This window comes from Vibrio sp. Vb0349 (assembly GCF_033338975.1).
In genome coordinates this window covers 1-14,877 of record NZ_JAWOTS010000005.1, presented here as the reverse complement: position 1 = coordinate 14,877, position 14,877 = coordinate 1, and the positions used below count along the sequence as shown (strand labels likewise).

Sequence of the window (14,877 nt, the reverse complement as noted above, 5' to 3'; positions counted from 1 at the left end):
AGCTCGGGTATTTAATAAAAATGTTCGCTATGAGTTCTGCGTCGATTCTACTTTGCGTAGCTGAGATAGATACTTAACCCAACTTTTTGCCTGATTCGATGGCTTAATCTCATTCGCTCTTTTGGCATTAGCGAGCGCATCGTCAAACCGCTTAAGTTTGTAGTAAGCGCGAGTTTTGATAAGTGCAACATCCGCTTTACGACCTCTGACCTTATCGAGCGCGGCAATGGCATCTTTATAATGGCCTTCTTGCACCAACAGTTGAGAATAGTTCCAGTAATACTGCCTATCTAGCTGAGCTGCAATACGCCAGCTATCAATAGATTCTTCCCACTCTTTTGCCATTTGCCAATACGTTGCTTGCTGAGCTTTTAGCTTACTATTCGAGTTTACATCCTCTAGCTCGTTCATCACCAATGCAGCTCTCTCAGGAATACCTCGTTTCGCGTACAATTGTGCCAGCAGCTTTAAGTCATCTTGGCTAAGTTGTAACCCTTTCAGTTTTGCCAACGCCAAAGAGTCTAGGGCACGTTTGTTGTCATCAACCCGTAGATATAGAGCAACAAGCTGACGCCACCATTCAATTCGCTCAGGTTCAATCACGATTAAGCGTTTGATGGTCGAGATTGCTGGCTTCCACTTTTTCAGTTCTAGCTCAGCAGAAAGCTTTATCGACAATGCGCCAAGCTTGTCTGGCTGCCCAAACTTCTCATAACGAGCCATTGCTGAAAGCACTTTTTGCCACTGACTCAGTTGATAATGAGATTGGGAAATACGCAGCCATAGCTCATGCGCTTTTTGACCTTTAGGAATGTTTTTGCTCAAGGCATAGTAATGAGGTAACGCCTTAGAAAAACGTTGCTCGTTCAGCAGTATATCAGCCAACATTTTTCGGGTTTGCCATGCTTGCTCATCTTGTAGCAAACCACTATTGACTGCCAACTCAAGTTGCTTAATCGCCGCTTGAGTTTGCTCATTCTGCCAGTAAAAAATACCTAACATTCGAGCGACATAAGCTTGGTCATATCCACGAGAAAGCTCCATAGCTTCAAGAGATGAAATCGCTTCTTTCAGTTTCTCTTCTTGAGCCAAATTATGTGCTCGTTGAACTCTCGCTGCGGTGTATTGGCTTAACTCACTGGCAATGGTTGAGAGTGCACTCAGGCTTAATACCGTACCGATTAAGAATTTTTTCATCATTTGGCTAACTTGAACTCCACTTTAGCGGTTTGTCCGAACTGCTCAATTGACACACCATCCTCAACTTTTGGCTGATACTTCCATTTTTTAAGCGCACGGATTGCTTCCCTTTCAAACATGCGCTCGGGCTCAGCCTCGATCACTTCAATATCTTTTGGTCGTCCAGTTGCATCGATCGTGAAACGCATAATGACATAACCTTCCACTCTACGTTTCAGCGCCTTACTTGGATAGCGAGGATCAACACGATACAACGGCAGTGCTTGCTGGTTGCCCATTGTTCCCTTCAAGTTTGGTGCACTAATCGCGATGCCTTCAAGGGCAGTGTTTAAACCTAAAGCACTGACTGGCGTCATCTGACTCATTGGTTCCATTTGAGTGTCAGCTTGAGACAGATCCATTGGCTCCGGCGCTTGAGGTGGTTCTGGTTGCTCCGGCACTGAACGTTGACGACGCTGCACGTCTGCTTCATTCTCTACCATCACCATATCAAAACGAACGGCTTCTGAAGCTTCTGGTGCACGCTGGTTGCCTTTATCAACCATCCACGCCATAAAGCTAAACAAGCTCACAGAAATTAACAGTGATGCTGGTAGTGCAAGTAACAGCCTGCCCATTAAGGTTTCTCCGCCGCCAATGCAATGTTCTTCACACCTGCTGCCTTTGCAGCGTCCATCACTTTCACGACAGTGCCATTGTAAGCATGCTCGTCAGCTTGGATAACTAACGAAGCATCAGGCTGATCAAGTAACAGGTGCTCAATAGAGGCCTCAACACGCTCAATATCAACCACTCGTTTGTCAATGTACACATCATTCGCTGCCGTTACTGCGATAAAAATGCCCGCGTCTTTTTGACTTACTACATTAGAAGCCTGAGGGCGATTCACTTCTACACCGGATTCACGTACAAACGAACTGGTCACAATGAAGAAGATCAACATGATGAAGACGATATCAAGCATCGAGGTTAAATCGACTTGAGCTTCATCTTGTTGGTTAGGTCTGCGTCCGAGTCTCACTTTTGACTCCTTAAAGATTGTTCTAACTGGATAGCTTTTCGTTCACACACTTTGCTAAGGCGAGCATGAATAAACATGCCCGCAAGCGCTGCTACCATACCTGCCATGGTTGGCAGCGTAGCAAGTGAGATACCAGAAGCCATCAATTTCGGATTGCTGCTGCCTTGCGATGCCATTACGTCAAACACCGTAATCATGCCTGTCACCGTCCCTAACAACCCTAGCATTGGGCAAACCGCCACAAGTAGCTTAATAGTCGATAGGTTTTGGCGCAGTTCGATTTGCGCTTTTGCAATCCATCCTTCACGGATTTGATGCGCGTACCAAGAGTGGTGCTCTGATCTTGCTTGCCACTGCTCACAAAGCTGTTTTTTTACCCCAGGGAAAACCGTTGTGAGATAAATAACTCGCTCCATAACCAACAGCCAGCACACCGCCACGACGGCGGCCAGCCACCATAGGATTTGACCACCTTGCTGCATAAAGCTCATCAAGGTTGTGGCCCAATCCTCACTGATCAAACCCAATGTGCTGAGTAGGATCTGCTCCATTACGCTGCGTTCTCCGCTAAGGTGTTAGAGTGACTTTTGTTACTCGGCATATCACGCTCAGCTTGTTCTGCAACTAAACCGATGCCTTGTTTTTCTAAGATACTGCGAATATTTTCTGCTTGAGAGCTCAATACGTTGTGCGCTAATAGCAAAGGCATGGCTGAAACAAGGCCAAGTACGGTAGTCACAAGTGCCATTGAAATACCACCCGCCATTACTTTCGGATCACCATTACCAAATTGAGTGATGACTTGGAAGGTTTCGATCATACCCGTTACCGTGCCTAGTAGGCCAAGCATAGGAGCTAGAGCAGCAAGAAGCTTAAGCATCGACAACCCTTTTTCTAGGTGGGTTTGCTCATCAACAACAGCTTCCAAAAGACGTAGTTCTAACGCTTCTACGCTGCGATGCTTGTCTTTATGGTATACCGCAAGCACGCGACCCAAAGGGTTGTCTCCTGGCTGCACTGGGGTTTTCAGTTGCTTCATGATTTTCTGGCGCGAAATCATCAGTGATGCACCACGTACGAGCGCAATCAATAGGCCGATAGCCAATAAACCAAGGATGATTTTACCGACAACGCCACCCGCATTTAGGCGATCAGCCAAAGTCGGTGAGTTTGCAAGCTGTTCAAGAAGAATGCCACGTGACGGATCAATGACAAGTGCATCAATGTCACCAGAGGAAATAGTATTCGCTGTTGGACCGTTCTCAGGCTGACGAAGATAGTTTACCGCGTCTCCGCGTTGACCATTCCACTTAACGTAGCCAGTCTTATCCAGCAGCGCCATAGAACCAAGACGAACACCATTAACCGTTTGTTCACGACCTTCGCCATTTAGCAGTGTGAAAGAGACGTTTGCCATTTCACCGCTTGCTTTGATTTGTTCTTCCATGCTGCGCCACATCGCCTGAAGTTGGGTCAACGTTGGCAGTGATTTAGCCGCAACAATAGCATCGATATCTTTCTGATATGAGTTTGCATCAACACCGGTTACTGAGCTTTTTAGCTCAGACTCTAGCTCTTTTGCGTTCTGGCGAACGACGCCAAATAACTCACCTAGGCTCCCGGTTTCTAGACGCAACTTTTCTTCTAGCTGTGCCAGTTCTGCTTCATTTTCACCGAAGGTAACACTTAATGAGTCCGCTTCTGCTTGAAGAGCAGCCCGCTCTGCCACCAATTTATTCTTTATAGCCTGTAGCTCTTGCTCTGTTTGCTTAAAACCTGATTCACGCGCGACATTGTGCGATTGCTGTTGACGATTTTCTTGCTGCGCCTTTTGTAACAACGCATCACTAGCAAAAGTTGTATGAGGCATTAATGCGGCTGTCGAGATTAATGCAACCGATAACCATTTTTTCATCATTTATTTGCCCTCCGCAGCGGTTAACGACACTGGCAGAGTTAACATACTCGGCGCGATCTGTTTATTCGCCATAGCGAACGCTTTGTCTAGCTCTGATTTTTGCTCAGAACCCACTTGTTGCCATGCTTGTTGTTGCTGTGACCAGCTCCAAAATGTGTCACCAGATAAGCTACGCGCTACCAAAGACAAACGCCCTAAATAGAGAATGTCCGCCTCCACAGCTTCATTGTCACCCAGGTTAATCTTGCCTTGGTAAACGCCAAGCTTGGTGCCATAATCCATTTCAATTTGGTACGCTTCTAAAATACGACGAAACTTCTCTGCATCTGCAACGTCTGCACGCGTCATCATGGAATCCAGCTTTGCAATTCGCTCCTCACGCTGCGTTTTGCGTATAGGCTTGTCGTTAGCGACGAGCACTTTTAAGCCCTCAAGCATGTGATACATCAAAGGCACGACACCTTGACGAGTTTGAGCAATCTGCTCAATTTGCTCGTTCAAGCTATCAACTTCTTGATTTTGGCTCTCAACAAGGCTTGCAAGATGATCGCGATAAATCTTCAAGTTACCGACTTCCTCTTGCAGCTGCTCAATTTCAGCTTCTAGAGTAAGTGATTTTTCTGCGCTTGCATCAATACGTTTTTGGCTTACCGCCGACGACTGGTTTGTTTTACTCTGCACAGCTTGTGCATCGTTTAAGTTCGCCGCGTGAGCGGGAATCAAAACCGATGATATCAACAGAGCGATACTTGATTTCATTAGATTCATACGAGTTATATTTCTGTGTTCCAAAAACGACCAAAGGGGAAGACTACCCTTCCCCTCTAATAATCAAATTGTTATCAGTACTTGAACTGGATTGTTGCCATGTAGTTGCGGCTTTCTCCAACCACAACCCCACTCGCACCTTTTTGCTCGCTATTCGTGCTACCACCACCTGCGAAGTAGTCGGTATCGAATAAATTCTCGACATTGAATCGAGCAATGATATCCAAGTTTTCATCGTACTTATGTTTGTATGACACGCCCATATCAACGCGAGCGTAGCCATCTTTCTTGAAGGTGTTCTTTGCATCACCGTAGCGATCACCTTCATAAATCAAACCAAGGTTTAAGTTAGTGTTGTCTTGAACCTTGTAGCTAGACCATAGACTTGCCGAGAACTCTGGCACGTCTACAGGGCGGTTACCCTCGAATTTTTTATCCGCTTTCGTCAACTCTGCATCCAAATACATTGCAGAAGCCGTTAGCGACAACTCTGGGGTCACAAAACCTTGAGCCATTAACTCAGCACCTTTGTGAACTTGCTCACCACCTTGCGTTTTCTTGTGTAGGAGATTGCCGCCCGCGTCTTTGCCGCTTTCAACATCCAGCGAGATGTTCTCTAACGTGATATCAAACACTGCACCAGATACAAATAAGCGCTGATCAAACAGTTCCCACTTAGTTCCGATCTCGTAAGAGATACCACGCTCTGCGTCTAGCTTCTCACCATCATTGATATACTTTTTGCCACGACCACTGCTGACTTCACCTTGCGGCATAAAGCTTTCAGAGTACTGAACGTAAACCGAGCCATTCGTCGCTGGGTGGAAAATTACACCAAATTTTGGAGAAACCTGGTTTTCGGTCAGGTCATCATCACGCTTTTCGTCATAACGAACACCTGCAAGCACTTGCCAGTAATCATTAATCGTCATCATATTTTGCGCGTAGATACCCCAAGTATCGTGCTCGCTTGTGGACTGTTTAACTTTCCCTGAGTAGCCAGGACGAGGCACTGTCTGACCGGCTTCTATACTTATAGGGTTGTAATACTTTTGGAAACGGTCATAGGTATACTCTAGATAGTTCGCACCTACCAAAAACGTGTTATCTGTACCAAACAGAGAAAAGTCCGTCGTCACATCTATATATGCAGTATCAAACACCCAATTATCTTTGCGTTCGTTACCAGAATGGTCGATCTTAGTATCTTGGTCATAAGTTTCGAAACCTGGGTAAGACTCCACATCAAAACGCTTAAAGTCTTGACGGTTGTAACCTGCTTTTACGTTCACGTTATCCGTGACTTGCGCATTAATATCGACACCGTAGTTTTCTACTTCGTTATCAATTTCAGACCACTGCGCATCCCAAATGTACTTATCACCGCGAACCGCTTTGCCATCAACAATGTATGCGCCAGAGTCCACGCTACCATCGTCTTTCGTGCGATCGTAATGAGCCGATACCATAAAGTTGTCGGTGATGTCGTACTCAACCACTAGGCCCGCTACCGTACGATCTGTTTCTGGCTCTGTACCATCGCCGTATCTGCGCCAAGAGCCGTAGCTTTCTTTGGCAAAAATTGCGCGCGCACGCAGTGTCTCTGCATCATTTAGTGCGCCACTCACATCAAGCACAGTGCGTGAGTGATCATTCGAACCTAGATCTTGACTCAAACTTGCTTGTGTTTGAGTTGTTGGTTTTTTCGAAACCATGTTTACCAAGCCACCCGGCTCAGATTTGCCGTATAGCAGACCTGATGGACCTTTAAGCACTTCAACACGCTCTAAAAGCTCAATTGGCTGACGGTAATGTGACCAGTGTTGACGACCATCACGAAGAAAACCGTCTGAACTGCTAAGTTCAAAACCACGTAGAGAGAAACGTTCGCGGTTACGGCTTGTACCACCCGCGCTAACACTTGCATCGTTACGTAGCACTTCACCAAGTGTACTTGCACGCTGCTCATCAATTACCGTTTCATCGATAACCGCTACTTGTCCCGGCGTTTCCAGCTGCGTCATTTCCATGCGCATTGCTGTACTGTTTGTATCTGCCTTGTAGCCGAACTCTCGACCTTCTACAACTACATGTTCGTCTGTTTGAACTTCCGCCACTGCAGGTGTTGCTAACACTGCACCGATCACTAACGCCAAATGGCTCTTAGTAAACATATCCTTTCACTCCGATTATTATTTTTCGGGTCACATACTTGTTGAATGCGATTCCCTCTTAATTATTTCGCGGGTGAATATAAGTGATAAGCATTACCATTTGCATTAAATTTACATTCTTTGCATTTGCAAACTTTTGTAAAGTACTCTCTGATGATGCGCCATAATAATGTGACATTAATCACAAAAATTACGACTTAATCATACTTATTGCTTGAACACTAAAGTAACCCTCAGACCACCTTGCTCACGGTTTTTCGCCGTAACTGCTCCACCCATAATACGCATGGATTCTTTGACAATCGCAAGACCTAAACCGTAGCCACCAAGCTTTTTATCTCTAGAAGCATCTAAGCGCGTAAACGGATCAAAAATATCGACCAGCTTGTTATCTGGAATACCAGGCCCATCATCAGATACTGACATGATGGTGAACTGCTGCCCTTCTTTGACATAATTTTCCAGAGAAACTTCTATCTGAGATGCTTGTCCTGAATATTTAATGGCATTACCAATAAGATTGTTCAAACAACGAATGACGAGCGTTTCTTCACAAAAAGCTTTAGCACATACAGCTTCTGAGCGGAAAGACAACGTCTGTTCTGACTTCAAATCTATTTTGCAACGTTCTACTTGCGGGGAGAGCAAAACTTCTAAATCACAGCGTTTCGTGGCTTTGTCGAAGCGCGCATTTTCCAAGCGACTGAACTCCAATATATCGCTGATCAAATGGTTTAGCTCTTTTGCTTCATCTTCTAGCCTTGTCACTAGGCTTTGCTCACTTTCTCCAACACGCTTTCGCAAAAGATGCAGAACCAAGTTCTGCCTCGCTAACGGCGTTCTCAATTCGTGAGAGACATCTCTTATAAGCAGTCGCTGCTTTTCAGCGAGAGAATGAATCTGTTGCGTCATGTGATCGAAGTCTTGCGCTAACTCGTTAAACTCACGCGTGCTCGACTTCAGCTCTTTCACGACACTGACATTAAAATCGCCATTAGATAGCTTTTTGCTTGCTTCTCTCAATCGAGCCAATGGTTGCTGTAAGTTACGTGCCATTAGCAGCGAAAAGAGCGCCAAAATAACCACTGCAATCACGACTTTGAGAATAGAGAAATACAGAATGAAGTCATTTGCAGGGTGCAGTCGATGTGGCAATTGAATCACTAAAGTATTGCCATGAACTAAAGGAATATTGATGATGGGGCGATTCACTTTCCCCTCAAGTTGATCATCAATGCTTCTCTTAAATTGAAGTTTGAACTCGAAGTGCGGATGCATCAGACGGTGCGTAACTGGTTGCTGATGTTCATTCAACACAAATAAATAAAAGTTTTGCGCATTTGCCCAGTCAGCAAGTTCGTCCATGTCTCCGTGCTCAATCAATACATTGGCTTGATGTGCAAGGTCTAGCATTTCTTCTCGCACACTATCGGGCACTTTCAAGATGGCTTTCACCAGAGCTTGTTCCGCTAAGGATTGCACGACCAAAATACTAATGACAATTGCGGTCATGCAACTAAATAACTTGAACGCTAAGCTATCTTTACGTTTTGCAATAAAAGGTGGACACCGGAGCTTCATTAACGGTTTACAGCCTCTAAATAACTGTAACCTTTGCCACGGAAGGTTTTGATATGTTGCTTGGAAAGCCCCGCTTCAACTAACTTGCGACGTATGTTACTGATGTGCATATCAAGGTTGCGATCAAAAGGACTCAGCTCTTTCTTTAACACTTCAGTTTGAAGCTCTGCTTTTGAAATCACGACTCCTTGGTTTTTTACCAAGTAGCTCAATAGTTCAGCTTCCGTACTTGTGAGGGGTAAGCTATTAAGCTGGTCACTGATCGTTTGAACGGTACTACACATCGTCTGACGTTGACGTTCCAAGCCAACACGACGAAGAATCGCTTTGATGCGCATTAGAAGCTCAGCGACATTAAAGGGCTTTCCGATATACTGATCGGCCCCCGCTTGGTAACCATCAAGCATCGAGTTTTCATCGTTGAGAGCGGTAAGCATTAGGATAGGTGTCGCGAAGCGCTGACAGATCCTACGAGCAACTTGCATACCGTTAAGGTTTGGTAACATGACATCAAGCAATACAAGATCTACAGGCGTTTTTTCCATATATTGCAGCGCACTTTCACCGCAATGTACAGAAGAGACGATGTAGCCCTCCTCTTGCAAAACCGCTTCTAACAGCTCACACAAAGGAACGTCATCATCGACTATCAAAACTCGTGACATTACCACTCACCATTCAAATAAAAATGGTTCGCATTTTATTACTCATTTACCAATTAAACAACTAACACTCTAATGCTTTAAGTCCACAGGACTCAGTCCAAGAAGCAGCAACGTGCCATTAGAGTTTAATGTTCACTTTTACTAAAGGTTCCTAACAATATGCACCTAGATATATCTTCATAGAAAAAACGAGTACAATCTGGCAACCGCAAAGCAAAAGATAAAGCGAATGGAAACGTTATTAATTGGTCACCGTGGCGTGGCAGGTTCATACCCTGAGAATACAAAAATAAGCATTCAGGCAGCCATTGACCTGGGGTTGAAGTGGGTGGAAGTGGATATACAGCCTACCAAAGATAATGTTTTAGTGGTTTGCCATGATCATACCGTCAATCGATGCAGCAATGGACAAGGGCGTGTTGATGAGCTCACCCTGGAAGAGTTAAAAGCATTAGATTTCGGTAGTTGGTTTAGCACAGACTTTTCAGGCGAGAAGATCGTGACACTAGATGAACTGCTCACTTTAGCTACTGAGAATAAGCTTAACTTGAATATCGAAGTTAAAGTAGACAACCATCCAGCGGAAGAAGTGGCGCAGACTCTCGCCAATGCGTTAACAAAAAGTCCAATGCCGCAAGAGAATGTACTCCTATCGAGCTTTAGTCATGACGTCATTAGAGCGATGCACAAATACTGCAGTGGCTACCGATTGGGTGTGTTAAGTGAATTCTTTACGAGAAAAGATAAACGCCTTTTGGAAGAAGTTAGTGCCTATAGCTGCAACCTAAATATTAACTGGGTTCGTACTCGCCAGATAAACAAACTCCAACAAGCCGGTTACAAAGTGATGTGCTATACGGTGAACAATCCAAATAAACTGAAATACCTGCCTCAGTTAGACGGTATTTTTAGTGATCATCCACAGCGCTTTATGCCATAGCCTATAAGAGCCAGAACATTAAAGGGGACCTTTTGTTACCACTCAATCTGAATTGGTGTCCCCATCTCGACAAGCTGGATAAATTCGTCCATCTCCTCGTTGGTAATCGCAATACACCCATTAGTCCAATCAAAACTTTGGATGTAAATCGGCAACTGACTCTCACCGTTTTTTAAGCCATGAATTTTGATGTTCCCTCCAGGGGACACACCTCGGCGCTTCGCTTCCAACGTATCAATCGCATCAGGGTAACTGATATGCACAGAACGATAAAAAGCAGAGTCCTCTATAACATAATCTAGAGTGTATTCGCCCTCTGGTGTGCGATTGTCTCCCTCTTCTTGTTTATGTCCTTGAGGGTTCGCTCCTAAAGCAATTCGGTATTCTTTTAGCACTGCTCCTTGTTCCATCAAATACATTCGACGCTTAGACTTGTCGACTTTAACAAGGTCAACAGCTGCGTGAGTGCCCGAAGCAAACACACAACACAAGAACATAGAGAACCATTTTACTGACATTGTCGTAACGCCTAAGCTAATAAAGTGAACAAGAAAAGAGCGATAATGCTAGTCAGTTAATGCTCGTAAAGCAAACAGTATCTAATGCGGAACCGTAAGATAGCACTCGCTGAAAGGCGTACTTCTTGTTGTTGTTTGATACAACAAAAGTCAAAGAGAAGATTTCTCTATTCATTGCGGCTAAGTTGCATTACTTTATAAGCATATTTATTTATAAAGTCCGCACTTTTTGAGAGGGAACCATGATTAACATTGCTTTTTTTAGTGCAAAATCCTACGACGAAGCCTCTTTTAATAAAATTAAAAATAACCGCGATTTTGAATTTCACTATCACGACTTCCGACTAACCGAAAAAACAGCCAAGATGGCGCACGGCAGTGATGTCGTATGTGCGTTTGTTAATGATGATCTTTCAGCTCCTGTCCTTAAACAGCTTTCTCTGGGCGGGACCAAGCTTATTGCTATGCGCTGCGCGGGATTTGATAAAGTTGATCAACAAGCAGCCAAAGAACTAGGTTTACAAGTGGTTCGAGTTCCTGCTTACTCACCAGAGGCAGTGGCAGAGCACACGGTTGGTTTAATGATGTGCCTAAACCGCCGTCTTCACAAGGCCTACCAACGGACACGTGACGCCAACTTCTCGCTAGAAGGTCTTGTTGGCTTTAACTTTTTCGGAAAAACCGTTGGTGTTATTGGTACGGGTAAGATTGGTATCGCGACGATGCGTATCTTCAAAGGGCTTGGCATGGAGCTGCTTTGCTACGACCCCTACGAAAACCCATTAGCGCTAGAAATGGGAGCCCGTTACTGTTCGCTTGAAGAAATCTACGCTAATGCGGATGTTATCTCTCTCCATTGCCCAATGAGTGAAGAAAACTATCACTTACTGAACGAAAAAGCCTTCGCGCAAATGAAAGATGGCGTGATGATCATTAACACCAGTCGAGGCGAGTTGCTAGATTCACTAGCAGCGATAGAAGCGTTGAAACAAGGTAAGATTGGTGCGCTTGGCCTAGACGTGTATGACAATGAAAAAGACTTATTCTTCCAAGATAAATCTAACGATGTCATTGTAGATGATGTTTTCCGCCGTTTATCGGCTTGTCATAACGTGCTGTTTACTGGCCACCAAGCATTCTTGACTCACGAAGCACTTAATAATATTGCCTCTGTGACGCTTGATAACGTCGAAGCCTTTTTCTCTGGTAACGTATCGGGCAATGAACTGATTAACTAAAGCCAGACAATCGAGAAGTATAGTAGAGCGTGTGATCTCAGCTATGCTATACTTCTCGACTATTTAAAATTTGAGCCAAATTACCATGAGCATAAAAACTGATATTCAAAAGCTGCACAACCGTTTAGATACATGCCAACGTAAACTTGATGCGGCACGTTCTCGTGGTGATCACGAAATGATTACAAAGTTCACGGATGAAGTAGAACAGCTTACCAAAAAGCTTAACCAGTTAAAGCACAAGCAAAACTATGAGCTGAACAAAGAACGTAAAAGCTTACTTGATATGCCTTTCTCTCGTGAAATCACCAAAGCAGAACAAGCGGACATCGGCAAACTGAAAAAACGCGTACGCGGCTTAGTAATCGTTCACCCATTAACAAAAGTTGGTAAAGAACTTCGCCTTGATGTGATGACAGGCTTTGCGCCAAAAGAGTTTTAAAACTCGCATTAACATTTATGGAGCCTAAGCATTTGCTTGGGCTTTTTATTTTGTACTGCTTCATTAGATTTCATCGACATATCAATCCATAAGCTATTAAAAAGGCCAGCGACAAAAGCCACTGACCTATTTCGACCAATATCGTACGCATTACATCTCAACGTTACGACAGTTGCTGCAACTTGTGCTCCACAACAGGATCATTCGGAACCAACTGCTGAGCGACTTCCAAAAGCTGTACTGCATCTTTCGGGTTGTCATACTCATGCTTAAGTGCAATATCAACAAGTGGCTGAATATCGATTTGCGCTTGATGCTCCTTCACATGTTCTTTCTTTTCTTCAATTAGTACATTATGAGCGGTACTCAGTAAGTTTAAACGATGCTGTGAGCTCGCATTCGCCTTGTTAAGGCACTGATAGTAATCTTCTTTTAAGCGCAGCGTTTTGGTCTGATGACGAAACTGCGCTATATCTATCTTCTGATAACGTATAAAGTCTACGGCCACTTGCTTATAAAAACCGAATTTATTCAAATACGTCGCGTGGGTACCATGTCCCATCCCGAAGACTCTTAAGTGAGTGAGCTCTGGGTAGCGTTTGGCGTGAAGGCGGTCGATTTCATTAGTTGGATCATAAATGATATAGCCTTTTGCATCGCCAAGGTCGAGGTCGTGATACTTTCCTTCCCAATCAAATTGTTGGGCAAGTTCAGTACTTGGCCTATCATCCCATGGCACCAAAACTTTGTTTTTTGTGCTGACCGGGTGAAACATCAATACTTGATCCAACTTTAATAGATTAGAAAAGGCACCAATAGCAAAACCACCGCGGCTAAGTCCATAGCCTAAACGACATTCAAAGGGCTCAAGTAAAGTCGACAGTTGCTCTAGAAAGAAAATCAAATTACGGCTGCGAAACCAGTTACTTTTCCCAAGATGCTGAAATGAAATAATATTTACTTTTTGTTTCTGGGCTAAGCGGTAACCCCAAGGCGCAAAGTCTGAGTGTAAGTCCTGTACTTGTAGATTCGTACCAGCAGGGGAAAAGGTGAACAACAACGGTTTATTGCGGTCGACAAACTCATACTTAACAAATACATCATCAAGTAAGTCCCCCCCGGACATCGGTAGCCTGGTTTGCTGTTCTTCACGAGAAAGAGCCAGCCATTCATCCAACCAGTACAGTAACTTCATTAATCCTCCATCTAAATTGCGCCTAGCAATTGTGTTAAAAATCTAGTTTTTAGTGTGTGATCATCTCCCCCTGGTTACAGGGGACTCTGATATCAGTCCTCTTTTAAAACAAAGCGTGAATTTGCTTATTAAATTGGTCAATATCTAAGGTTTGATGGCGAACAAACTCCTGCGCCACCAGATTAAAAAATTCTAATTTATCTAATTGTGTGGATTGAGTGCCGTGTCCCATACCGACGACTTTTAAATGGGTAAGCTCTGGATAACGTTCAGCATGAAGACGATCAATGCGATTGGATGGGTCATAAATAATATAACCTTTGGCATTGCCCAAATCTCGATCATGGTAGCCGCTTTCCCAAGCAAACTGCTGAGCAAGCTCAGTACTCGGCCGATCATCCCAAGGCACTAACGCTTTATTTTTAGTGCTAACAGGATAAAACAACAAAAGATGTTCTAGTTTCAGCAAGTTAGCGAACGCGCCAATTGCAAAGCCACCTCGACTTTGCCCATAACCCAAACGACATTTGAAGGGATGAAGCAACTCAGATAGCTGCTCCAGAAAGAAAATCAAATTCCGACTACGGAACCAATTACTTTGTCCTAAATGTTGAAAGGCAATAATGTTTACTTGTTGTTGTATTCCGAGCTCGTAGCCCCAAGGAGAAAAATCCGGAGTTAAATCTTGTACCTGCACATCAGTACCGGAAGGAGAAAATGTAAACAACAATGGCTTGTTAAGATCGACGAGTTCATACTTCACAAACACATCATCAAGTAAATCGTAGCCAGAGATAGGTAAAGCCATCTCTTGTTCTTGTTGAGTAAGAGCTTGCCATTCATCTAACCAGTAAAGTAGCTTCATTTTTTCTCCAAGTGCATCCGCAGTATTTAGACTGGAACTCTATCAAAATGCGTTTAAGCATCCCACGTTGAGACTTAAGAAAGCTCTATTTGAAGCCCAAATGAGACGTATGGAAATGTCTTCGATTGAAGGTATTACTGCGTAAACTAAACCCAAAGTAGGTACGCAAAAACTTGGAGAAAGAGCTAGAGAAAAATCAATTAGAAGTTTCGATAACAGCGGTTAAAAAACAGCAGATACAAAAAAACCGCTGTAAGAACAGCGGTTTTTTTTAAAAGTGGCGGAGAGATAGGGATTTGAACCCTAGATACGCTATTAACGTATGCCGGTTTTCAAGACCGGTGCTTTCAAC

General features: G+C 44.0%; 15 protein-coding genes. 3 read left to right on the top strand and 12 right to left on the bottom strand.

The annotated features are described in order from the left end of the window. Positions 1-27: 27 nt before the first annotated feature. The 9 genes from R7Q47_RS07820 to R7Q47_RS07780 form a co-directional block, all read right to left on the bottom strand. A complete protein-coding gene (locus R7Q47_RS07820; protein WP_017635539.1) occupies positions 28-1,200 on the bottom strand; it encodes a tetratricopeptide repeat protein in 1,173 nt (390 codons plus the stop codon). Then, positions 1,197-1,817, bottom strand: a complete 621-nt coding sequence (locus R7Q47_RS07815; RefSeq protein WP_005374256.1) for an energy transducer TonB — start codon at positions 1,815-1,817, stop codon at positions 1,197-1,199. The genes R7Q47_RS07820 and R7Q47_RS07815 overlap by 4 nt, the downstream gene beginning before the upstream one ends. Further along, a complete protein-coding gene (locus R7Q47_RS07810; RefSeq protein WP_005374257.1) occupies positions 1,817-2,221 on the bottom strand; it encodes an ExbD/TolR family protein in 405 nt (134 codons plus the stop codon). The genes R7Q47_RS07815 and R7Q47_RS07810 overlap by 1 nt, the downstream gene beginning before the upstream one ends. Next, on the bottom strand, positions 2,218-2,772 hold the full coding sequence (locus tag R7Q47_RS07805; protein WP_017635540.1) for a MotA/TolQ/ExbB proton channel family protein: 555 nt from the start codon (positions 2,770-2,772) through the stop codon (positions 2,218-2,220). The genes R7Q47_RS07810 and R7Q47_RS07805 overlap by 4 nt, the downstream gene beginning before the upstream one ends. Then, on the bottom strand, positions 2,772-4,139 hold the full coding sequence (locus R7Q47_RS07800; protein ID WP_318088878.1) for a MotA/TolQ/ExbB proton channel family protein: 1,368 nt from the start codon (positions 4,137-4,139) through the stop codon (positions 2,772-2,774). Before R7Q47_RS07800 ends, R7Q47_RS07805 begins: the two co-directional genes overlap by 1 nt. After that, positions 4,140-4,907, bottom strand: a complete 768-nt coding sequence (locus R7Q47_RS07795; RefSeq protein ID WP_053304675.1) for a DUF3450 domain-containing protein — start codon at positions 4,905-4,907, stop codon at positions 4,140-4,142. Between the two features lie 74 nt (positions 4,908-4,981). Then, on the bottom strand, positions 4,982-7,081 hold the full coding sequence (locus tag R7Q47_RS07790) for a TonB-dependent siderophore receptor (protein ID WP_053304676.1): 2,100 nt from the start codon (positions 7,079-7,081) through the stop codon (positions 4,982-4,984). 207 nt (positions 7,082-7,288) lie between these two features. Next, the gene (locus R7Q47_RS07785; protein WP_318088875.1) at positions 7,289-8,662 is read right to left on the bottom strand and encodes a histidine kinase sensor domain-containing protein; all 1,374 of its coding nucleotides are present in this window, start codon (positions 8,660-8,662) and stop codon (positions 7,289-7,291) included. Then, positions 8,662-9,327 (bottom strand): response regulator transcription factor, encoded by a 666-nt coding sequence (locus tag R7Q47_RS07780; RefSeq protein WP_005386018.1) that lies wholly within the window; start codon positions 9,325-9,327, stop codon positions 8,662-8,664. Before R7Q47_RS07780 ends, R7Q47_RS07785 begins: the two co-directional genes overlap by 1 nt. Positions 9,328-9,556: 229 nt before the next feature. Here R7Q47_RS07780 and R7Q47_RS07775 point away from each other — a divergent pair, with 229 nt between their 5' ends. Next, positions 9,557-10,267: a glycerophosphodiester phosphodiesterase family protein gene (locus R7Q47_RS07775; protein ID WP_005374268.1), complete on the top strand. Its 711-nt coding sequence runs from the start codon at positions 9,557-9,559 to the stop codon at positions 10,265-10,267. A 35-nt stretch (positions 10,268-10,302) separates the two neighbouring features. Here R7Q47_RS07775 and R7Q47_RS07770 read toward each other — a convergent pair whose 3' ends face one another. After that, positions 10,303-10,785 (bottom strand): murein L,D-transpeptidase family protein, encoded by a 483-nt coding sequence (locus tag R7Q47_RS07770; RefSeq protein WP_005374271.1) that lies wholly within the window; start codon positions 10,783-10,785, stop codon positions 10,303-10,305. Positions 10,786-11,027: 242 nt separating this feature from the next. Here R7Q47_RS07770 and R7Q47_RS07765 point away from each other — a divergent pair, with 242 nt between their 5' ends. Both R7Q47_RS07765 and R7Q47_RS07760 read left to right on the top strand, forming a co-directional pair. Then, positions 11,028-12,023 (top strand): 2-hydroxyacid dehydrogenase, encoded by a 996-nt coding sequence (locus tag R7Q47_RS07765; RefSeq protein ID WP_033906222.1) that lies wholly within the window; start codon positions 11,028-11,030, stop codon positions 12,021-12,023. A gap of 85 nt (positions 12,024-12,108) precedes the next feature. Next, on the top strand, positions 12,109-12,465 hold the full coding sequence (locus R7Q47_RS07760) for a YibL family ribosome-associated protein (RefSeq protein WP_005374274.1): 357 nt from the start codon (positions 12,109-12,111) through the stop codon (positions 12,463-12,465). A 163-nt stretch (positions 12,466-12,628) separates the two neighbouring features. On the opposite strand, the gene R7Q47_RS07755 is transcribed toward R7Q47_RS07760, so the two are convergent. Both R7Q47_RS07755 and R7Q47_RS07750 read right to left on the bottom strand, forming a co-directional pair. Continuing rightward, a complete protein-coding gene (locus R7Q47_RS07755) occupies positions 12,629-13,660 on the bottom strand; it encodes a cytosolic protein (protein ID WP_248486034.1) in 1,032 nt (343 codons plus the stop codon). Between the two features lie 103 nt (positions 13,661-13,763). Next, a complete protein-coding gene (locus R7Q47_RS07750) occupies positions 13,764-14,525 on the bottom strand; it encodes a hypothetical protein (protein ID WP_005374276.1) in 762 nt (253 codons plus the stop codon). Positions 14,526-14,877: the final 352 nt, after the last annotated feature.

Bases quoted from the DNA above. Each gene is read 5' to 3' on its own strand.
- R7Q47_RS07820 (WP_017635539.1), bottom strand. From the start codon at position 1,200: ATGATGAAAAAATTCTTAATCGGTACGGTATTAAGCCTGAGTGCACTC.
- R7Q47_RS07815 (WP_005374256.1), bottom strand. From the start codon at position 1,817: ATGGGCAGGCTGTTACTTGCACTACCAGCATCACTGTTAATTTCTGTG.
- R7Q47_RS07805 (WP_017635540.1), bottom strand. From the start codon at position 2,772: ATGGAGCAGATCCTACTCAGCACATTGGGTTTGATCAGTGAGGATTGG.
- R7Q47_RS07800 (WP_318088878.1), bottom strand. From the start codon at position 4,139: ATGATGAAAAAATGGTTATCGGTTGCATTAATCTCGACAGCCGCATTA.
- R7Q47_RS07795 (WP_053304675.1), bottom strand. From the start codon at position 4,907: ATGAATCTAATGAAATCAAGTATCGCTCTGTTGATATCATCGGTTTTG.
- R7Q47_RS07790 (WP_053304676.1), bottom strand. From the start codon at position 7,081: ATGTTTACTAAGAGCCATTTGGCGTTAGTGATCGGTGCAGTGTTAGCA.
- R7Q47_RS07785 (WP_318088875.1), bottom strand. From the start codon at position 8,662: ATGAAGCTCCGGTGTCCACCTTTTATTGCAAAACGTAAAGATAGCTTA.
- R7Q47_RS07780 (WP_005386018.1), bottom strand. From the start codon at position 9,327: ATGTCACGAGTTTTGATAGTCGATGATGACGTTCCTTTGTGTGAGCTG.
- R7Q47_RS07775 (WP_005374268.1), top strand. From the start codon at position 9,557: ATGGAAACGTTATTAATTGGTCACCGTGGCGTGGCAGGTTCATACCCT.
- R7Q47_RS07770 (WP_005374271.1), bottom strand. From the start codon at position 10,785: ATGTCAGTAAAATGGTTCTCTATGTTCTTGTGTTGTGTGTTTGCTTCG.
- R7Q47_RS07765 (WP_033906222.1), top strand. From the start codon at position 11,028: ATGATTAACATTGCTTTTTTTAGTGCAAAATCCTACGACGAAGCCTCT.
- R7Q47_RS07760 (WP_005374274.1), top strand. From the start codon at position 12,109: ATGAGCATAAAAACTGATATTCAAAAGCTGCACAACCGTTTAGATACA.
- R7Q47_RS07755 (WP_248486034.1), bottom strand. From the start codon at position 13,660: ATGAAGTTACTGTACTGGTTGGATGAATGGCTGGCTCTTTCTCGTGAA.
- R7Q47_RS07750 (WP_005374276.1), bottom strand. From the start codon at position 14,525: ATGAAGCTACTTTACTGGTTAGATGAATGGCAAGCTCTTACTCAACAA.